Genomic DNA, 19,625 nt, shown 5'->3' with positions numbered 1-19,625 from the left:
CCCGCCGCGTTCGGCCCCGGACAGAACCCCGGATATGGCCGAAGCCACGGTGCTGGCGCCGCCGCCGGATGCGTCGGCTGATGCGCTGCGTGATGCGGTTGCGGCGGGTGCCGATCTGCCGGCGCCGACGGTTCTGGCCCCGCCCGACCGCACGGTGCTGATGCCCGCCCTGCCCGCCGCCGGGGCGGGACAGTTGCTGGCGCCGGGCGACCTGATCAACAACAATTACCGCGTCGTCAAGCTGATCAGCAGCGGCGGCATGGGCGAGGTCTATCGCGGGGCGAACCAGTTCACCGGCGATCCGGTGGCGATCAAGGTGATCCTGCCCGAACTGGCCCGCGACCCCGCCGTCGTCGCCCTGTTCAAACGCGAGGCCCGGATTCTGGGCCAGTTGGGCGATAATGCCATCGTGCGCTATCACAATTTCATCCATGACCCGGCGCTGAACCGCTATTGCCTGGTGATGGAACATGTCGAGGGGCGGTCGCTGCTGGACCGGGTGCGCAATGACGGCCCGCTGTCGCTGCGCGATGCGCGCTTTCTGATGCGCCGGCTGGCCAGCGGGCTGGCGCGGGTGCATCAGCATAACGTCATCCACCGCGACCTGTCCCCGGACAATGTGATCCTGCGCAATAACCGCGTGGACGAGGCGGTGCTGATCGACTTTGGCATTGCCCGGTCGCTGTCCGCCGGTGACGGGCTGGGGGGCGGTTCGCGGGCAAATACCACTATATCGCGCCGGAACAGCTGGGGCATTTCGATGGCCGCATCGACGCGCGCACCGATATTTACGGTCTGGCGCTGATGATGGTCGCCGCGCTGCGTGGCGGGCCGCCGCCAATGGGCGGCAGCGCCCCCGAGGCCGCCCGCCAGCGCCGCCACATCCCCGACCTGTCAGGGATCGAACCGCGCCTGATGCCGCTGTTGCAGTATATGCTGGAACCCGACCCGGCGGACCGCCCGGCCTCGATGCAGGCGGTGATCGCCATGCTGGACGATCCGGGCCGGGTGCCGCTGTTATACCGGGTGCCACAGTGGCAGACCGGACCCGCCCATGACGCCGCAGCCCCCGGCGCCGGGCCTGACCCGCGCACCCTGCTGACCGGGGCGCTGACCCGTGGCGCCGCCGCGGTGCTGCCCCGGCCCGCCCGTCAGCGCCGTGCATGGCCGCTGTGGCTGGGGCTGGGACTGGCGGCGTTGGGCATGGCGGCGTGGTATGGTCTGCGCCTGCCGGTCATGCCTGCCGCCGACGATCTGGCGGTGGCGGCGGCGCAGGCCGAAAGCGCGCGGGACTGGCCGGCCCGTGACCTGCTGTCGCGCGACGGCTTTCTGGCGGCGCATCCGCTGCCCGGTTGCAGTCTGGCGGCCCGCATCACCACCGGACCCGAGGCCGGGCAGATCGGCTTGCTGGCCGATGGCCCGCGCGACACCGGCCCGCTGTTGGACGCGTACGAGGCGCGCTTTGGCCTGCGTCCCGGCATCGCCGCGCACCGGCTGGGGGTGGCGCAATGCCCGGTCATCGACCTGTTGCACCTGTTAAGCGGGCGTCATTTCCTGCCGCCGCTGGTCGCGCTGGACGGGGTGCCGCGCGCCGACAATATTGCCGGCACGGTCACCCAGGTTTCCGGGATGCCGCTGTGGCTGTTTCTGGTGTCCCCGGCGGGCGATGTCTATGACCTGACCCCCAGCGCCGAACGCCAGCTGGATGGCAGCTATCGGTTCCGCATTGCCGTTCAGGCGCAGGCGGCGCCGGTTCTGGCCGGTCCGGGGCAGGGGGGGCAGGACCCGGCGCGGACCTATCTGCTGGTGGCGATGGCATCGGAACGGGGGCTGGCCCATGCGGCGGCGGCGGTGCCCGGCACCCCGGCCCGCCAGCTGATGCCGCTGATCCGGACCGAGCTGGCCGAAATGAACGGCGCCGCCGCGGCGGATTTCGTCGTGTTTCAGGTCAATGACGCAGGGGGCGGGCAACCTTGACCCGCTGTCCGTGGCAAAATGCCGACAGGCCCAACCGATGAGGTCACTTTCCCGCGATGGCTGATGATCTGGCCCTGACCCACCCGCTTGCCCCGCTTGGGGGGGGTGACGCCGCCGCTGCTGCGGTTCGATTCCCCGCAGGCGCTGTTTGCGGCCATTCCGCATATTCGTCGGCTGACGGCGCTGCGCCCCCGTGTGGGCGAGGGGAATGCCGGGTTTCTGACCCGGCTGCGGACCAGCCCCACCCCGGAAGAGGCCGTGACCTTTGCCGCCTTTGCGCTGTCGCCAGCGGCGGCGGTGTGCTGGGGCTATGAATGCCTGCGGCTGATGGCCGAACATCTGGACCCGTCCGAACGCCCGATGATGGAACGGATCGCCGGCTGGATCGCGCATCCCGCCGACCGGCGCCGTCAGGACCTGCTGGCGCGGGCGCTGTCCTCGGCCACGGCGGGGCCGTCGGTGCAGCTGGGGCTGGCGGCGGGCTGGTCCGGCGGGGCGCTGGCGCAGGACGACCCGCGCGAACCTGAAATCTGGCGCTGCCCCGAGGCGGTCAATAACGCGGTTCTGGGATGTCTGGCGCGGGCCGGGGTCAGCCGGCGGTCTTGTTATCTGTCATGGTTTGCCGATATGTCCGATTCGCTGATACAGGTCTGACGGAAGGAACCGTGGCGTGACGACACTGGTCTTGCTGATCGAGAACCACGATGCCGCCGGAACCGGTGCCCCGGCCCGTATCGAGGTGCCGCGCAGCGGTCTTCGCGCCGGTCGCGCCGCCGATATGGACTGGGTGCTGCATGATGCCAGCCGGCATATCTCGGGGCATCATTTCTACATTTCCTATCGCGATGGCGGCTGGTGGCTGACCGATTGTTCGACCAACGGGGTGTTCCTTCAGGGACAGACCCAGCGCCTGTCCGGGCCGCACCGGCTGGACCACGGGCAGCGCTTTCTGGTCGGCCATTACGTTGTGGTGGCGCTGATCGGGGCAATGGGCGACCGCGACCCGATCCGGCCCGGATCGCTGCCCAGTTTCGCCGCCCGGCCCCATGCGGCTGCGGCGGATGCGGTGCCGACCCGCCCCCCGCATGGGGCCGCAGGTCAGACCGCCACCCCGGATACCGCAGCCCCTGATGGCGCGGGTGACGGTGTGACTGATGGCGCGGATGTGACCATGCTGCGGGCCTTTTGCGCGGGTGCGGGCCTGCCCCGCGGTTGCGCCGACGGGCTGGACGCGGCTGCCATCGGTCAGGCGCTGGGGCAGGCGCTGCGCAGCAGCACCGACCACGTCATGCTGGCGCTTCAGGACCGCAGCGCGGCCAAGCTGTTCACCGATGCCGGTGCCCGCACCATGTTGGGCGATGCCAATAACAACCCGCTGAAATTCATGCCCGACAGCGCACAGGCGATCGAGGTGATGTTCCTGCGCCCCCGCGAGGGCTTTATGGCCGGACCCGAGGCGCTGGATCAGGCGCTGGCCGATCTGCGCCTGCATAACCTTGCGGTGTTCAGCGCCATGCAGCCCGCGCTGCTGGAATTGCTGGACCAGCTGTCCCCCGATGCCATCCGCGAACAGGTGAGGGCCGAGGGCAGCGGCCTTGCCGCCAAGGCGCGCTGGTGGGACCATTACGCCGCCGTCTGGGAACAGGCCGCCGGGCCGGGCGAGGGCGGTATTCTGGAACGCTTTACCCGCGTGTTTACCGGGCTGTATGCCGGGCTGGTGCGGCGCGGCACGCCCCCCCGGCGCTGAGGGGGTCGGCGCTGAGGGGGTCGGGGCTGACCGCCTGCGATGACGCTGCGCGGTGGGTTTGTCAGCGCAGGCTGAAACTGATCAGGCCAGCGCCAAGGCCGGGCGGGGCATGTTGGGCAAGCTGTGCGAAAAACCGGCTGGCGGGCTGACCGCTTTGTGCAAGCTGGGGGACCAGCGGGCTGTCGGCGGCCAGCGCCACCAGCAGTTGCGCGGTATCGCGCGGCTGGTCGATACGCGCCAGCGGCACCGCGAACCCGGCCCATCCCGGACCATAGGCCACAAAGGCGCGCAGGTCGTGGACCATGCCGTTATCGTCGATCAGCAGCAGCGTCAGTTGCCGGCCATTCAGGTCCAGCACCTGCCCGCGCAGGGTTTCGCCGCTGCTCAGCACCGGCTGGTCCAGCCGCAATTCCATCGCCATATCGGGATAGCCGGGCATCACGCGCAGGTAATCCAGCACCGCGCATTGGCGCGCATCCAGCAGGATCTGTCGCTGGGTCACCGGGTTGGGCAGGTCGCGGTTCAGCGCGCGCGCCAGCTGGCCCATTTGCAGGTCCTGCGCGCCAAGCACCTCCAGCCGGATGTCGTCGCGCGGGTCCAGCTGCGGCAGGGCCAGCAGGCAGGATTCGTCCAGTTGCGACCGGATCAGATGACGCAGCGGGTCCAGCCGGGCCACCTGACGCGGGCTGGGGCGCAGGCGCGGGGCCGGGGCGGTCATCGGCGGTGCCGGGCGTTGCGGGGCAAGCCCCCCGGCCTGGGCCTTCGGGGTGGTTTGGGTGCCGCCTGCCGGGCCTGCGGGGCGATCCGGGGCGGCGGGGCGCGGGGCCGGGGCAGGTGCCGGCGTGATCGGCGGCAAGGCGCGGCCCGCCGCCGATTGCAGCAGGGCGCTGTCATCGGCGCCACCGCCCGCGCCGTCACTCGCGCCGTCACCCGCCACGGCAGGCGGATTACCCGCTGACCCATCCGCCGTCACAGGGACCGGCGAAGTTTCCGGCGCGCGCAGATCCGGGCGCGTGGGGGCGGGGGTGTCGCCGTCGCGCAGCGCATCGCGCAGCGGCGCCGACGCCCCCACCGGGCGCAGCGTCACGGGTTGCAGCGGCACCGGCCCGGTCACCGCCGCTGACGCGGTGGCGGATGCGGGGTCAGCCACCGCGCGGATGGCGATGGGCGCTGGCCGTGGCGGCACGGCGTCCTGTTCGGGGCGCTGCAACAGCCAGACCAGCCCCGCCCCATGCACCGCCAGCGACACCGCAAGTGCCAGCGTCCAGCGTGCGGGTGTCTCGTAACTGTCAGCCACCCTGCGCCCCCCCGCCCCGATGGCGTGTCACCAGCCGCAGATCGGCCCCCGCCAGCGCCGGATGCGCCAGCGTCTGCACCAGCGTCAAGGCCGGTGCGTCAGGCCCAAGGATCAGGTGGATCGGCTTGCCCCGCCCCTGCGGTCCCAGCGCCGCGTCCAGCAGCGCGGGCGACACGACGCGCCCGTCCAGCCGCCATTTGCCGTCCTGCCCGATTTCCAGCACCGGCGCCGGAATGTTCTGGGGCCGCAGCAATGTGCTGCGCGCGGTTTCGATATGCGACAGGATCTGGTTCTGGCTGGTGGGCAGGAAAAAGAACACCAGCAGCAACACGATATTGACCATCGTCAGCGAGGTGTCAAAGCGCGGCGCCGGGCGCGCGGGCGGCAGGCGACCGCCATCGGTCAGGGCGTCGCCGCCAGTCCCGGCAAAGCCGGACAGCCGCGGCCGGGGGCGGTTTGCGGCAAGGCTCATGGTGTGGCCCCCCCGGCGATATGGATCGCGGTGATGCCCTGCGCCGACAGCACCTGCAACACATCGACCATATCCTGCACCCGTGCGCCGGGACGTGCGATCAACAGCACATTCGGCGTTTGCTGCGCCTTCAGCGCCTGTGCCAGCGCCGGCAGGCGGTCAAAGCCGAAGCGCTGGCCATTGGCGGTGATGCGGGACGCGCCGATGGTCCAGACGGCGGTCCGGGCGGCCTCGACCGTGGGGTCCGGGGTGGGGGTTCCGGCGCCGCCGCGTGTGGCCAGCGCGGCATTGCGCAGCGGCAGGCTGGCATAGCTGGCAAGGCTGCCTGACAGCATGAAGAACACCAGCACCTGAAACAGCGCATCCGCCAGCGGCGTCAGGCTGAACGGGCGGCGTGCGGGCAGGGGGGCGGTCAGCCGGACCGGGGGCGCGGACATGCGCGGATCACCCGGCCAGCGGCCCGGTGCGGGCCGGGCGCCCGTGGATCGCCGCCGAGATCGAGATTTCCATCGCCTGCCGTTCGGCCTCGATCCGCGATTCCAGCCAGCCGGACACGAAATAGGCCAGCAGCGCAATGGCCAGACCCGCCGCGGTGGTGGTCAGCGCGGTCAGGATGCCGCTGGCCAGCGATTGCGGGTCGGCCTGCTGGCCCGATGACAGCGCCCCGAAAGCGTCGATCATGCCGACCACCGTCCCCAGCAGCCCCAGCATCGGCGCGCCCTGAACCACGGCCTCGAGCAGGCGCATCCGGGCGCACATCGCCCCCAGTTCCGACATCGCGACCTGCCGGCCCAGTTCGGCACCCCATTCGGTTTCCTCGGGGCGGGCGCGCAGGCCGCTGATTACCGCCGCCAGAACCCGCGTCAGAACCGTGGGGCGGGCGCGGGCTTTGTCCAGCGCGTCATCGGCGCGGCCTTCCAGCCAGTCGTCCAGAACTTCGTCAGCCAGCGCGCGGCGGCCAACACCGATCCGGGCAAATTGCACGGTCTTGAAAACCGCGACCGTCAGTGCCAGCACCGACAGCATTCCCAGCGCCACGAAAACCGCGAAGGAAACCGGCGGCAGGGACTGGATCAGGGTGGTGAAATTCATCTTGTGCATCCGCGGTAAAGCGCCCGGACCTTACAGGCCAAAGCGGACAGGTGTCAGGTTGCGCAGCATCAGCCCGTCAAGGCAGGCCGGGTCGTCGGGGGTGCCCTGCACGGTGCAGCGCAAGACGTCATTGACCACGATCCGCGCGATCTGGTCGCAGGGCTGGCCGGTCAGGTCAAAGGCCGCAACGCGGGTGCGGCCATCGGGCAGGGTGCCGAAATCAAGCCCCAGAATTGCGCTGACCACGCCGTTGCGGTCAAAAACCGCGACCTGCCAGGCCAGTTCCGTCAGATCGCGCCCAAGGTGGTTTTCGGTGACATAGGTCAGCCGGCAGCCACCGGACTCGGGTGTGGACAGGCTGTTCAGTTCCAGCGTCAGCCCCCGCGCCTTGCCATCGGCGGGGGTCTGGGCCACCGCCGATGCGCCAAGCAGCGCAGACAAAAGCAGGGCGGCAGGCAGGGCTGTCATGATGTTCCGGTGACCTTCAGCAAGGGGTGTGGCGTCTGTTTCGCCTATCACAGGATCACTTTTGTCTCAATGACTGGTCTGCATGGGGCGGGTTTTGTATGATGGCGCCGATCTTTGCCGAAAGCCCCCGTCAGATGCCCCTTTCGCAGACAAAAGCCACATGGTGCCGCAGCGGCTGCACCGCTGTGCGGCATGGCCTGATGGCGGTGCTGGGGCTGGTTGCGGGCATGGCCGGGCTGTCCGCGCCGGGCCGGGCCGGGGTGGTGATCACCAATCTGTCGCCGGTGCCTGTGGCCGCGCCCTCTGCCCCGGCGATGCGACCCTTTCACGCCCAGGCCGACACCCGGCCCGCCGTTCTGGTCGGGGATCTGGCCGGCCTGTTCAACCCCGCCGTGGTCGAGCGTATGGGCGGCTGGATGCCAGTGGCGTCCCGCGATCGCATCCGCGCGGCGGATGAAGGGTTGTTTCTGGCGTTGCTGGATGGTGGCCGGTTTGATCCGCCCGCCATCCATCTGGCAAGGGCCATCCAGACCGAGCTGGCCCGGCTGGGATGTTACAACCGCCAGGTCGATGGCGTCTGGGGCCGGTCGTCCCGCATGGGGATGCGGCGTTTCGCCGGTGCTGCCGGGCTTGCCGATCCGGGCGCCGACCCGGATATGGGCATGTTCCGTGCGGTCGTGCTGTCCACCGATCTGCGTTGCCCGCCGGTGGTGGCGCCGGTGGCGCCATCTGCCGCGCCGACGGCAGCGCGGGCCGCCCCTGCGGTTCGGTCCGGGACCGCCGCCAGCCGTGCAGCCCCCGGCCGCGCCACCCCGAACACCGTTGCCCCCAGCCGCCGCGCCCCGCCCTCCGCCGCCGCCCCGACCCCGCCACCTGCCGGGGGCGGCGGGCCGCAGATCAATCGCGGCCTGTTGGGCACCGGCGTGTTCCGCTGAGGCGGCGGGCCTGCGGGCCTTTGGATCTGTGGGCCTGCGGGCTTGCGCCATGGCCCGGTGCGGCGGCATGATCGGGCGGTGCGGTTCAGGGGGGGATAATGTCGCAACAACCGGGATTCACGTTTGAAACGCCGCCGTCGATGCTGGTGGAATGGGGCGCGGCGCGGCGCCTGGGTGCGGTGCTGGCCGGGGCGTTCGCGGCGCGCGATCTGCTGATCGTGACCGATGCCGGGTTACACAGGGCGGGGGTGCTGGATGCGGCGCTGGCCTCGCTTGCGGGGGAAGGGTTCCGGGTCAGCGTCTTTGACGGGGTGGTGGCCGACCCGCCCGAACCGGTGCTGCTGGATTGCGTGGCGCAGGGCCGCGACGCCGGGGTGGGGCTGGTGCTGGGGTTTGGCGGCGGCTCGTCCATGGATGTGGCCAAGCTGGCGGCGGTGCTGCTGGCGGGCGATCAGCCGCTGGCACAGCTTTATGGCATCGACAAGGTGCAGGGCGGGCGCCTGCCGCTGGTGCAGGTGCCGACCACGGCGGGCACCGGGTCCGAGGTCACGAATATCACCATCCTGACCACCGGCCAGACCACCAAGATGGGCGTCGTCGCGCCGCAGCTTTATGCCGACAAGGTGGTGCTGGATGCCGAACTGACGCTGGACCTGCCCCCGGCCCAGACCGCCGCGACCGGGATTGACGCCATGGTTCACGCGATCGAGGCCTATACCAGCCGCCACCGCAAGAACCCCCTCTCGGACATGCTGGCGCGCCGGGCGCTGGGGCTGTTGGCGGGGCATCTGCTGACCGCCTGCCGCGACGGCCATGACCGCCCCGCGCGCGAGGCGATGCTGCTGGGGGCCTGTCTGGCCGGGCAGGCCTTTGCCAACAGCCCGGTGGCGGCGGTTCATGCGCTGGCCTATCCGCTGGGGGGGCATTTCCACCTGCCCCACGGGTTAAGCAACGCGCTGATGCTGGGACCGGTGCTGCGGTTCAACATGCGCGCCGCCGCGCCGCTTTATGCCGAACTGGCGGATGTGATCTGCCCGCCCTCGGACGAAGGGGTGCAGGCCCGCGCGGTGCAATTCGTCGGGGCGATGCAGGCGCTGATGGACCAGTCCGGCGCGCCGCGGCGGTTGCGGGATGTGGGGGTGGGGCAGGACAGCCTGCCGATGCTGGCGCGCGATGCGATGGCGCAGACGCGGCTTTTGCAGAACAACCCGGTCGAGGTGACCGAGGCTGACGCGCTGGCGCTGTATCGCGCTGCGTTTTAGGGCGCGGGGTCGGGCGCGAAGGGGCGGCTGACCGGGTGTGCGGCGGGTGGTGATGGGCCGCCGCGCGGTTCGCGATGGGGCGCGTTGTCTGTCAGGTGCCGCGCCGCAGGGGGGGCGCCCCGCGGCGCGGATGGGTCAGTCCTCGGCCTCGGCGGTGGCGGGGTTGACCATGGCATCCAGAATGGTCGCCAGGTCGATGACCCCGACCATCTGCCCGTCCCGCGTCATCACCCGGCCCCGGCTGGCGCCGGCGCGGGTCATGTTGCGGGCCACGATGTCCAGTTCGTTGCGCGCCCGGACGATGAAATCGGGCAATGCCTCGCCGGGCGGGGGGGGCATAGGCCACGGTTTCGGCGCGGATGATGCGGCCCCGGTTCACCTCTTTCACGAAGCTGGCGATATAGTCATTGGCCGGGTGCAGCACGATGTCCTGTCCGGTGCCGACCTGTTCCACCGCCCCGTCGCGCAGGATGGCGATCTTGTCACCAAGGCGCAAAGCCTCGTCCAGGTCGTGGGTGATGAAGATGATGGTTTTGCCAAGCTCTTTTTGCAGGTCCAGCAGGATGGATTGCATATCCACCCGGATCAGCGGGTCCAGCGCGGAAAAGGCCTCGTCCATCAGCAGGATTTCGGCGTCATTGGTCAGGGCGCGGGCAAGGCCGACGCGCTGTTGCATCCCGCCGGACAGTTGCCGGGGGTAATAATCCTCGTATCCGGCCAGCCCGACGCGGTCGATCCAGCGCCGGGCGCGGTCATGTGCCTGTTTGCGCGGCACGCCGCGGATATCCAGCCCATAGGTGGTGTTTTCCAGCACCGTGCGGTGGGGCAGCAGGGCGAATTTCTGAAACACCATCGCGGTCTTGTTGCGGCGGAACTGGCGCAGCTGGGTGGCATCCATCTGAACGATGTCCTGCCCGTCATAGATGATCTGACCGGCGCTGGGGGCGATCAGCCCGTTGATATGCCGGATCAGCGTCGATTTGCCCGACCCTGACAGGCCCATGATCACGGTGATCTGGCCCTGCGGGATGGTCAGGCTGATGTCGGACAGGCCAAGGACATGGTTGTGGCGGTCGTTCAGTTCGGCCTTGGACAGGCCGGATTTCACCGGCTCGATATAGGAAGCCGCGTCAGGGCCAAAGATTTTATACAGATTGCGGATCTGGATATCGTGGCTGGCGGCCGCTGGCGGTGGGGTCATATCAGTCATGGCCGACCTCCGAATGTTTTTGCAGCCGCTTGCCATAGGCCTGCGTGGTGCGGTCAAAGATGATGGCGATGGCGACGATGGCCAGCCCGTTCATCACCCCAAGGGTAAAATACTGGTTGTTGATGGCTTGCAGCACCGGCTGACCCAGCCCCTTGACCCCGATCATCGAGGCGACAACGACCATGGCCAGCGACATCATGATGGTCTGGTTCACGCCCGCCATGATGGTCGGCAATGCCAGCGGCAATTGCACATTGCGCAGTTTTTGCCACGCGCTTGAGCCAAAGGCCTCGGCGGCCTCCAGCACGTCGGGGCTGACCTGACGGATGCCAAGGTTGGTCAGGCGGATGATCGGCGGGATGGCATAGATCACCACCGCGATCACCCCCGGCACCTTGCCAAGGCCAAAGATCATCACCACCGGGATCAGATAGACGAAACTGGGCATGGTCTGCATCATGTCCAGCACCGGCGTGACCAGCGCGTTCATGCGGTCGGACCGCGCCATCAGAATGCCGATGGGGATGCCGACGACAATCGCGACCAGCGTGCAGACCGCGACCATGGCGATGGTGCGCATCGTGTCTTCCCACATTCCCAGCAGGCCGATGGCCAGCATCGCCAGAATGGTGCCTGCGGCGATGCGCCAGCTGCGGCTGAGGCCCCAGACCATGCCGGCCAGCACGGCCAGCACCAGCACCCATGGGCTGTGGATCAACAGGTTTTCGATAAACACCAGCAGATCCTTGATCGGGTCGAACAGGTCCTCAAGCGTCTGGCCATAGGCGCGGGTAAAATCGCGAAACGCGCCGTCGATGGTCATGCGCATGTCGCGCAACGTCCCACGGCTGAGTTCGGGAAAATCGACGAAATCCAAAGGTCGATATCCTTATAATGACATAAATCTGGGAAAAGCCTGCGTGGCGGGGCATGGTTGCGCCCCGCCACGGCTGTGACAGGCGCGTCGTTACAGCGCGTCTTTGACCTTTTCGGCCACCTCGGGGGCGACCCATTGCGACCACAGGTCCTGATGCCGGGTCAGGAATTCCCATGCGCCGTCCTCGTTCGTGGCCTGATTATCGGCCATCCATGCCAGCATCTCGTTCACGGTGGCATTGGTCCAGGCGCGTTTCTTGACGTAATCCAGCGCCGGGCCGGCCTTTTCGGTGAATTCCCTGGTCACCACGGTAAACACGTCCGAGGTCGGCCATTCCGTCACCTGCGGATCGGCACAGTCCGGCACCACCATGCAATTGTCCCAGCGCCCGCGGTCGAATTCGGCCTGAAGGTCCAGCCGGGTCATGTCATATTTGCCCAGAATCGCGGTGGGTGCCCAGTAATAGCCCAGCCAGCCCTCGCCACGGTTGAAGGCTTTGGCGATCGAACCGTCCAGCCCGGCGGCCGAGCCGGGATCGACCAGCACAAAGCCTTTTTTATCCGCACCCGAGCCAAGGAACTGGTTGCGGGCAATCGCCTGACAGGCCCAACCCGAGGGGCAGCCAAAGAACGCGCCCTTGCTGTCATCTTCGGCACCGGGAAACAGTTCGGGGTGTTCCAGCGCGTCATTCAGCGTCTTGATCCCGTGTTCTTCGGCCAGCGCGGTGGGAATCCAGATGCCTTCGACGCCGCCATCGCTGAGGATCTGGCTGGTGATCACCAGAGAACCTTCCGCAACCGCCTTATCCATCGGTTCCTTGACCGCATTGACCCACATTTCGGGGGCCATGTCGGGTTCGGCCTTTTCATTCATCGAGGTAAAGGTCGGCATGGTGTCGCCGCTGACCAGATCGACATCGCAGCCATAGCCCTCTTCCAGAATGATCTTGTCCACCCATGCCGCCAGCCCCGCCGAGGCCCAGTTCATTTCAGCGATGGTCAGCTTGCCGCAATCATCCGACGCCAGCGCGGGGGCAGCGGTCAGGGCGGTCAGGGCAAGGGTCGTGGTGGCAAGCAGTCGTTTCATGGGAATCCTCCGGTTGGACAGGTCATGTCGGGGCAAGCCCGGTGTCACATGATCAGGGGTTATTGGCCCGGCGCGTCATGCCAGTGCGGCATCGCGGCGGGCAGACCGGCAAACAGGGCCGGCACGGTGGGTTTGCGCCAGAATGCGGCGCGTGCGATGGCGGCATCTTAACGGTGTGGGTCGATTATGCAAACGCAACGCCGGTAAGGCCCCGCGCGTTCCGGCCATGACGCGACGACAGGCCGGGGTTGCCCCGGATGCAAGGCGGCCCGCCGAGGCGGCGCATTTCATCCCCCCGCCGCCGCCTTTGGCGCTTGCTTTGCGGGCCTGCTTGGCTATAACCCCGGACGATTTGCGCGTATCACAGCTGGGGGCCAGGCCATGCCGAAAAGAACCGATATCAAATCCATCCTGATCATCGGTGCCGGTCCCATCGTCATCGGGCAGGCGTGCGAGTTCGACTATTCCGGGGCGCAGGCGTGCAAGGCGCTACGCGAGGAAGGTTATCGCGTTATCCTGGTCAACTCGAACCCGGCGACGATCATGACCGACCCGGAAATGGCCGATGCCACCTATATCGAGCCGATCACCCCCGAAGTGGTCGAAAAGATCATCGCAAAGGAACGCCCCGACGCGCTGTTGCCGACGATGGGCGGGCAGACCGGCCTGAACACCGCGCTGGCGCTGGCCGATGCCGGGGTGCTGAACAAATACGGGGTCGAGCTGATCGGCGCCCAACGCGCCGCCATCGAAATGGCCGAGGACCGCAAGCTGTTTCGCGAGGCGATGGACCGGATCGGGCTGGAAAACCCGCGCGCCACGATCATTTCCGCGCCCAAGGATGCCAACGGCAAATATGACATCAACGCCGGTGTGGCCACCGCGATGGAGGCGATCGAGGATATCGGCCTGCCCGCGATCATCCGCCCCGCCTTTACCCTTGGCGGGACCGGCGGTGGCGTGGCTTATAACCGCGACGATTACGAGGCGATCTGCCGGTCCGGTCTGGATGCCAGCCCGGTGGCGCAGATCCTTGTCGATGAAAGCCTGCTGGGCTGGAAGGAATACGAGATGGAGGTCGTGCGCGACCGCGCCGACAATGCCATCATCGTCTGTTCCATCGAAAACGTCGACCCGATGGGTGTGCATACCGGCGATTCCATCACCGTCGCCCCGGCGCTGACGCTGACCGACCGCGAATATCAGCGGATGCGGAACGGTTCCATCGCGGTGCTGCGCGAAATCGGCGTCGAAACCGGCGGCTCGAACGTGCAATGGGCGATCAACCCCGCCGATGGCCGCATGGTGGTGATCGAGATGAACCCGCGGGTGTCGCGGTCATCCGCGCTGGCGTCCAAGGCGACGGGGTTCCCGATTGCGAAAATCGCCGCCAAGCTGGCCGTGGGCTATACCCTGGATGAGCTGGACAACGACATTACCCGCGTCACCCCGGCGTCGTTTGAACCCAGCATCGACTATGTCGTCACCAAGATCCCGCGCTTTGCCTTTGAAAAATTCCCCGGCAGCAAGCCTGAACTGACCACCGCGATGAAATCGGTGGGCGAGGTGATGGCGATTGGCCGCAGCTTCCATGAATCGCTGCAAAAGGCGCTGGCCAGCATGGAAAACGGCCTGACCGGGCTGGATGAAATCAAGGTGCCCGATGGCCGTCCCGGCCTTGTCGCGGCGCTGTCTAAACAGACCCCCGACCGCCTGCGGGTGATCGCGCAGGCAATGCGCGACGGCATGTCGGATGACGAGATTCAGGCCATCACCAGCTTTGACCCGTGGTTTCTTGCCCGCCTGCGCGAGATCGTGGATGCCGAGGCCGGGGTCCGCGAAAGCGGCCTGCCCACCGATGCCGAGGGTCTGCGCGCGCTGAAGATGATGGGCTTTTCCGACGCCCGTCTGGCCGCGCTGACCGGTCGCAGCGAAGATGACATCCGCCGCGCCCGCCATGCCCTGAACCTGCATCCGGTGTTCAAGCGTATCGACACCTGCGCCGCCGAATTCGAGGCCCAGACCCCCTATATGTATTCCACATGGGAGGCCCCGGCGATGGGCGATGTGGAATGCGAATCGCGGCCCTCGGACCGCAAGAAAGTGGTCATTCTGGGCGGTGGCCCGAACCGGATCGGGCAGGGGATCGAGTTTGATTACTGCTGCTGTCATGCCTGTTTCGCGCTGACCGATGCGGGTTTCGAAACCATCATGGTCAACTGTAACCCGGAAACCGTCAGCACCGATTACGACACCAGCGACCGGCTGTATTTCGAGCCGCTGACGCTGGAACATGTGCTGGAAATCCTGCGCACCGAACAGCAGAACGGCACCCTGCACGGCGTGATCGTTCAGTTCGGCGGTCAGACGCCGCTGAAGCTGGCCAACGCGCTGGAGGCCGAGGGCATCCCGATCCTTGGCACCAGCCCCGATGCCATCGACCTGGCCGAGGACCGCGAGCGGTTCCAGAAGTTGTTGCACGACCTGAACCTGAAACAGCCGGTCAACGGCATTGCCAGCAGCGACGAACAGGCCCGCGACATTGCCGCCCGCGTCGGTTTTCCGCTGGTCATCCGCCCGTCCTATGTTCTGGGTGGCCGCGCGATGGAAATCGTGCGCGATATGGACCACCTGAACCGATATATCGCCGAGGCGGTGAATGTGTCGGGCAAGAACCCGGTCCTTCTGGACAGCTATCTGGCCGGCGCGATCGAGGTTGATGTCGATGCGCTGTCGGATGGCGACACCGTGCATGTTGCCGGCATCATGCAGCATATCGAAGAGGCCGGGGTGCATTCCGGCGACAGCGCCTGTTCGCTGCCGCCGCACACGCTGGACGCCGAAACGGTGGCCGAGCTGAAGCGCCAGACCGTCGCCATGGCCCGGGCTTTGGGGGTCGTGGGGCTGATGAATGTGCAATTCGCCCTGAAAGACGGCGAGATTTATGTGCTGGAGGTCAACCCGCGGGCCTCGCGCACGGTGCCCTTCGTGGCCAAGGCCACCGACAGCGCCATCGCCAGCATCGCCGCGCGCCTGATGGCGGGCGAACCGATGTCGAATTTCCCCGCCCGGGCCCCTTACCCCGAGGGGGTCGGCCCCGAGGATGACCTGCCCTTTGCCGACCCGCTGACGCTGGCTGATCCCAACACACCGTGGTTCAGCGTGAAAGAGGCCGTGATGCCCTTTGCCCGCTTCCCCGGTGTCGACACCTTGCTGGGGCCGGAAATGCGGTCGACCGGCGAAGTCATGGGCTGGGACCGCAATTTCCCGCGCGCTTTCCTGAAGGCGCAGATGGGGGCGGGGACGCATTTGCCGCATGGCGGGCGGGTTTTCCTGTCGGTCAAGGATGCAGACAAGACGCCCGAACTGGCGCAGGCCGCGCGTGACTTGGTCGCGATGGGCTTTGCCTTGTTGTCGACCCGCGGAACAGCGGCCTTCCTGACCGAAAACGATGTGCAGACCGAGGTGGTGAACAAAGTCTATGAGAGCCGGCCCAATATCGTGGATCGCCTGAAAAACGGCGATATTGCGATGGTGCTGAATACCACCGAAGGCGCGCAGGCCATTGCCGATTCACGTCAGATCCGTGCCGTGGCGCTTTATGACAAGATCCCCTATTTCACCACGGCGGCGGGCAGCATTGCGGCAGTGGCGGCGATCAAATCGCGTGAAGAGGGCGATCTGGCTGTGCGGTCGCTGCAAGCCTGATCTTTCCCGCTGTGGCCGCCCCGTGACAGGCTGACGCCTGTGGCGGGGTGTCGCGCCGGTATCAGGCGGTCATGTGGGGCCTTGGCATCAGCCAACGCCCGCCTGCACTTCCGTCGGTCGATGTCGGCTGTGTGACGGTTGAAAGTCCGCCTTTAATGACCACGTTGCCGCGATCCGTGATGCGCCCTGCGCAACTTTTTCTGCACGCTTCAATCCGAGGGAAAAACAGCGGAATGCGTCGGGTTGAGGCATTGCAGGCCGGAGACCACATATCCCCATCTGCGTATTGGTCGTGCACGGCACGCCTGAGGCATCGCCGTATCAGCGTGACAGCAAGGTCAGGGCAACATTGAACTGCGACGCGGCGTTCTGGGTGACGGCGTTTCGGACGACAAAGCGGTCCAGAAGCTTGTCCATGACTTTCGGGTCCGCAAGATCCGCCAATGATTTGATCCCAAGTTGCCTGTCCGCAGCCGAGCGGAATTCGTCAAGCTGTCGGTCGATGGGCAGCTTCAGATAGCTATCGTTGAGGCCAAGCGCACCGGACAGAACCCGCCGCAGCGGTGTCGAGCCAAGAACCTCGTACCATTTGGTGGTCTCTTTCGAGGAACGTCCGGCAAGTTCGGTTAATTCACGCCGCGCATTCAGCGCAAGCCGATAGCCCTCATTCGATTCCCCAACCCGAAGTTCGAAGGTGCGGCTAACGTAATTGCTGGCCAGTTTTTCCGCGTTCAGCATCCGCTTGATCCTGCCGTCCGGCTCGGCGAACGAAAACGCCTCGGCAAGTTTGCGATATCGCTTGTCCGACAGGCGATTGGCAAAGGATTTGGGATCATCCAGATCGGATTCCAGCACCTTGCGGATAAATGCCTTGTTGGGCAGGTCGTTTTCCAGACCGAATGCCGTAAGGGCAACTGAAAGGCTGCGATAGTCTGAAACCAGCGCTTCGGCAGTTTCCAGACGGTTTTCAGGGGCGATATTATCTGGGCGGCCTGTCGCCCCGCCATCCGGCCCGAAAGACAGGGCTTTGGCCAGTTCAGCATAGCGACTGTCTTTCAGGTTGTTGGCGAATGATCGGGGATCGGTGATATCTGACGTCAGCACCCTGCGGATAAACCCCGTATCCGATATGTCTTTCGACAGGCCGAACGCATCAAGGGCGGCTTTCAGGCTGGGCTTGTCCGCTATCAGGTCGTCAACAGATTTGTATCCGCGCATCTTGCCGGTAAAAGCTGTGCTGGCGCGTTGAACAGGGGCTTCCCTGGCAATGATGCTTTTCTGGCCTTCACCTGTGCGCTGAAGCATACGCCAGCCTGCCAATCCGCCTGCACCGATTTGGACAGAATAGGTCATTGCCGGACCGCAAAAAGGCGGGCTTCACGCGGCAGCAGCCGGCGCAATTCGCGCAATGCAGCATAGGCGTCGCCATTAATTGCTGCGCTGCCTGCGGCGTCCAAAAGCCGACGGCTGTCGTGATCGCAGAAAACCTGACTAAGCTCTTCAATCGAGCGCGCCAGAATTCGCTGGCCTTCATGCAGATTGATATCGCCAGAGAGGATCAGTTGACACTGATAGCAAGCGCGAGACACCGGGGTGGTGGCGTCGTCAGGGTGGACCGCATCCTTAAGGCGCAGAATATTCGTGTTGGGCGTCTGGATGGACAGGCGTGTTCGCCGTTCGCCATTTTCGACCACGGCCCCATTGATCATGATGCGCTCATTAGGGGCCAGCTTGAGGACAAGGCCGCTCATGCTGCGACCTCCATTCCCATGAGGCCGCGAACGACGTGGCGGTTGATGTCGATTATGGGTTCAATTGGTGCCGTTCCAGCCAAAACGAAGCTGCTGTGGCGGATCGTAAAACCGGCCAAAGACAGCAATGACGCGCGCAGCCCGTCGGGCATGGCATTGTTGTCATGCGCCAGATCCAAGGCGATCTGCTGCCAAAATTTCTGATTTTCCGAGACGGCATCGACCATCTTGCGGAAATCACCGCTTTCAGAGGCTGTGGCCAGCGCAGTTGTCAGGCGCTGCAAAAGCTGGGCCTCGGCGCTGCGGTGATCCTTGATGGGTGAACTGATTTGATCGTAACCGGAATAGGCAAAGGCGTTCACTGATTAAACCCCATATTAGAATTGTGGGACGGGACTGAAAAAGACAGGGTAACGGGGGCACCCCTGAGGGCGCCCCCGAAAGTGTTAACGGAACAGCGACAGCAGCGCTTGCGGTGCTTGGTTAGCGATCGACAGCGATTGGGTTGCCAACTGCTGCTGAACCTGAAGCGCTTGCAGGCGGGCCGAGGTTTCTTCCATGTCGGCATCCACCATCGACCCGATGCCCGATTTCAGCGAATCGGTCAGCTTGCCGATGAAATCCTTCTGGGTCCCGACGCGGCGTTCGGCGGAACCGAAAGCAGCGGCGTTGTCGATGGATTTCTGGATCAGGTGTTCAATCGCTTCCAGTGCGGCGCTGGACCCTTCTTCCGACATGACATCCATCACCGCCAGTTGGCCCATATCGCCACGAACGGTGGCAACTTTGACCTCCGCATCGCGGCCCGCGACCGTAACCTGCAGATCGTCAGTCGAGTCAGAGAAGGTAATGCCGGTCAGCTTGTCCTTGGCCGCAGCGGCGTTCAGGCCCGCCACGACTTCGGCAATCTGATCGCCTTCCTTGATCGTATAGCTCAGGTCATGACCTTCCATCTGCACGATCACGCTGTCACCCGCAATAAGGCCAGCCGGTTCACCGCCGCCCGCCGCTTCTTTGGAAAGCGCGGCCCCACCAGTCGCGGCAGCGCCGGTGGCGTCAGCGAATTGAACCGACGTCAGGGTCGTGGCCGTTGCCGCCGTCACCGAGACATCTGCCGACGACTTCTTGATCGAGCGCATGTCGAAAGTGTCAACGTCAATGTACGACGCCGCGACACCGGAGGTCGAGCGGTCAAGCGACGACAGCACCCGAACGGGGTTCGATGACGATCCGTTGATCAAATTCTGCCCGTTGAACTGGGCCGAGCCGGTCACGGTGCCGATCTGTTCGGTCATCGCTTTGATATCGGTCTGGATCTTGTTGCGTTCCTCGGCCGAGATGTCGTTCTTGTTCGCCGCGATCACCTTATCCTTGATCTGGGTCAGCAGATCAGTCACCGATTCGGCCGCGTTGCGCGCCACGGCAACCGTCGATTCACCCAGCGCCAGGGACGAGCTGATCGCCTTGAAGCCGGCGACATCCGATTCCATGGTTTTCGAAATAGCCCAGATCGCAGCGTTATCCTTGGCCGTTGCCACGGACTTGCCGGTCGAGATTTCGTTCTGGGTTTTCGACATGCTTGCATTCACCCCTTTGAGGGTTTGCAGAGCAACCATTGCGCCATTGTTAGTCAGAATGCTGGACATATTGTCCTCCTGTGTTTGGCATTTTCGCCGTTTGACATTTTGGCCATTCTGACCTTGCGGAAACCCGCCGCACGTTTGGTGCCTCTCTGGTTTGGCA

The 19,625-nt window shown here is 65.8% G+C and carries 19 protein-coding genes; 7 read left to right on the top strand and 12 right to left on the bottom strand.

The features are described 5' to 3' along the window. Nucleotides 1–34 precede the first annotated feature (34 nt). From ACFXP9_RS10750 to tagH, 4 genes are all read left to right on the top strand, one after another. On the top strand, nucleotides 35–805 hold the full coding sequence (locus ACFXP9_RS10750) for a serine/threonine-protein kinase (protein WP_397210205.1): 771 nt from the start codon (nucleotides 35–37) through the stop codon (nucleotides 803–805). Beyond that, nucleotides 805–1,977: a hypothetical protein gene (locus ACFXP9_RS10745; protein ID WP_397210203.1), complete on the top strand. Its 1,173-nt coding sequence runs from the start codon at nucleotides 805–807 to the stop codon at nucleotides 1,975–1,977. Before ACFXP9_RS10750 ends, ACFXP9_RS10745 begins: the two co-directional genes overlap by 1 nt. A gap of 87 nt (nucleotides 1,978–2,064) precedes the next feature. Further along, nucleotides 2,065–2,631: a DUF6931 family protein gene (locus ACFXP9_RS10740; protein WP_397208444.1), complete on the top strand. Its 567-nt coding sequence runs from the start codon at nucleotides 2,065–2,067 to the stop codon at nucleotides 2,629–2,631. Between the two features lie 16 nt (nucleotides 2,632–2,647). Next, the gene (gene tagH, locus ACFXP9_RS10735) at nucleotides 2,648–3,724 is read left to right on the top strand and encodes a type VI secretion system-associated FHA domain protein TagH (protein ID WP_397208443.1); all 1,077 of its coding nucleotides are present in this window, start codon (nucleotides 2,648–2,650) and stop codon (nucleotides 3,722–3,724) included. A gap of 61 nt (nucleotides 3,725–3,785) precedes the next feature. On the opposite strand, the gene ACFXP9_RS10730 is transcribed toward tagH, so the two are convergent. The 5 genes from ACFXP9_RS10730 to ACFXP9_RS10710 are packed head-to-tail and all read right to left on the bottom strand — an operon-like array spanning nucleotide 3,786 to nucleotide 7,053. Further along, a complete protein-coding gene (locus tag ACFXP9_RS10730) occupies nucleotides 3,786–5,021 on the bottom strand; it encodes a hypothetical protein (protein ID WP_397208442.1) in 1,236 nt (411 codons plus the stop codon). Continuing rightward, a complete protein-coding gene (locus tag ACFXP9_RS10725) occupies nucleotides 5,014–5,493 on the bottom strand; it encodes an ExbD/TolR family protein (RefSeq protein ID WP_397208441.1) in 480 nt (159 codons plus the stop codon). Before ACFXP9_RS10725 ends, ACFXP9_RS10730 begins: the two co-directional genes overlap by 8 nt. Continuing rightward, the gene (locus tag ACFXP9_RS10720; protein WP_397208440.1) at nucleotides 5,490–5,930 is read right to left on the bottom strand and encodes an ExbD/TolR family protein; all 441 of its coding nucleotides are present in this window, start codon (nucleotides 5,928–5,930) and stop codon (nucleotides 5,490–5,492) included. The genes ACFXP9_RS10725 and ACFXP9_RS10720 overlap by 4 nt, the downstream gene beginning before the upstream one ends. A 7-nt stretch (nucleotides 5,931–5,937) precedes the next feature. Then, entirely contained in the window at nucleotides 5,938–6,585 is a 648-nt protein-coding gene (locus tag ACFXP9_RS10715) for a MotA/TolQ/ExbB proton channel family protein (RefSeq protein WP_397208439.1), read from the bottom strand. A 30-nt stretch (nucleotides 6,586–6,615) separates the two neighbouring features. Further along, nucleotides 6,616–7,053: a hypothetical protein gene (locus ACFXP9_RS10710; RefSeq protein ID WP_397208438.1), complete on the bottom strand. Its 438-nt coding sequence runs from the start codon at nucleotides 7,051–7,053 to the stop codon at nucleotides 6,616–6,618. Nucleotides 7,054–7,187: 134 nt separating this feature from the next. Between ACFXP9_RS10710 and ACFXP9_RS10705 the strand changes: the two genes are divergently transcribed. Both ACFXP9_RS10705 and ACFXP9_RS10700 read left to right on the top strand, forming a co-directional pair. Next, on the top strand, nucleotides 7,188–7,988 hold the full coding sequence (locus ACFXP9_RS10705; protein WP_397208437.1) for a peptidoglycan-binding domain-containing protein: 801 nt from the start codon (nucleotides 7,188–7,190) through the stop codon (nucleotides 7,986–7,988). 98 nt (nucleotides 7,989–8,086) lie between these two features. Further along, on the top strand, nucleotides 8,087–9,250 hold the full coding sequence (locus ACFXP9_RS10700; protein WP_397208436.1) for an iron-containing alcohol dehydrogenase: 1,164 nt from the start codon (nucleotides 8,087–8,089) through the stop codon (nucleotides 9,248–9,250). A 91-nt stretch (nucleotides 9,251–9,341) separates the two neighbouring features. Here ACFXP9_RS10700 and ACFXP9_RS10695 read toward each other — a convergent pair whose 3' ends face one another. From ACFXP9_RS10695 to ACFXP9_RS10685, 3 genes are all read right to left on the bottom strand, one after another. Beyond that, complete coding sequence (locus tag ACFXP9_RS10695) at nucleotides 9,342–10,460, bottom strand: glycine betaine/L-proline ABC transporter ATP-binding protein (RefSeq protein WP_397210201.1); 1,119 nt, start codon at nucleotides 10,458–10,460, stop codon at nucleotides 9,342–9,344. After that, a complete protein-coding gene (locus ACFXP9_RS10690) occupies nucleotides 10,453–11,337 on the bottom strand; it encodes an ABC transporter permease (RefSeq protein WP_397208434.1) in 885 nt (294 codons plus the stop codon). The genes ACFXP9_RS10695 and ACFXP9_RS10690 overlap by 8 nt, the downstream gene beginning before the upstream one ends. 90 nt (nucleotides 11,338–11,427) lie before the next feature. Beyond that, nucleotides 11,428–12,423, bottom strand: a complete 996-nt coding sequence (locus ACFXP9_RS10685) for an ABC transporter substrate-binding protein (RefSeq protein WP_397208433.1) — start codon at nucleotides 12,421–12,423, stop codon at nucleotides 11,428–11,430. 381 nt (nucleotides 12,424–12,804) lie between these two features. Here ACFXP9_RS10685 and carB point away from each other — a divergent pair, with 381 nt between their 5' ends. Continuing rightward, a complete protein-coding gene (gene carB / locus ACFXP9_RS10680) occupies nucleotides 12,805–16,131 on the top strand; it encodes a carbamoyl-phosphate synthase large subunit (protein ID WP_397208432.1) in 3,327 nt (1,108 codons plus the stop codon). 321 nt (nucleotides 16,132–16,452) lie between these two features. Here the strand turns inward: carB and ACFXP9_RS10675 are convergent, their stop codons facing one another. The 4 genes from ACFXP9_RS10675 to ACFXP9_RS10660 form a co-directional block, all read right to left on the bottom strand. Then, the gene (locus ACFXP9_RS10675; RefSeq protein ID WP_397208431.1) at nucleotides 16,453–17,484 is read right to left on the bottom strand and encodes a DUF1217 domain-containing protein; all 1,032 of its coding nucleotides are present in this window, start codon (nucleotides 17,482–17,484) and stop codon (nucleotides 16,453–16,455) included. Continuing rightward, the gene (locus ACFXP9_RS10670) at nucleotides 17,481–17,882 is read right to left on the bottom strand and encodes a flagellar biosynthesis repressor FlbT (RefSeq protein ID WP_397208430.1); all 402 of its coding nucleotides are present in this window, start codon (nucleotides 17,880–17,882) and stop codon (nucleotides 17,481–17,483) included. Before ACFXP9_RS10670 ends, ACFXP9_RS10675 begins: the two co-directional genes overlap by 4 nt. After that, complete coding sequence (flaF, locus tag ACFXP9_RS10665) at nucleotides 17,879–18,244, bottom strand: flagellar biosynthesis regulator FlaF (protein WP_397208429.1); 366 nt, start codon at nucleotides 18,242–18,244, stop codon at nucleotides 17,879–17,881. Before flaF ends, ACFXP9_RS10670 begins: the two co-directional genes overlap by 4 nt. Nucleotides 18,245–18,328: 84 nt before the next feature. Next, nucleotides 18,329–19,528 (bottom strand): flagellin N-terminal helical domain-containing protein, encoded by a 1,200-nt coding sequence (locus ACFXP9_RS10660; RefSeq protein WP_397208428.1) that lies wholly within the window; start codon nucleotides 19,526–19,528, stop codon nucleotides 18,329–18,331. Nucleotides 19,529–19,625 lie beyond the last annotated feature (97 nt).

Source organism: Paracoccus jiaweipingae, assembly GCF_044335505.1.
Lineage (GTDB): Bacteria > Pseudomonadota > Alphaproteobacteria > Rhodobacterales > Rhodobacteraceae > Paracoccus.
The sequence above is the reverse complement of the archived record's forward strand: the minus strand, read 5'-3'. Positions and strand labels throughout refer to the sequence as shown.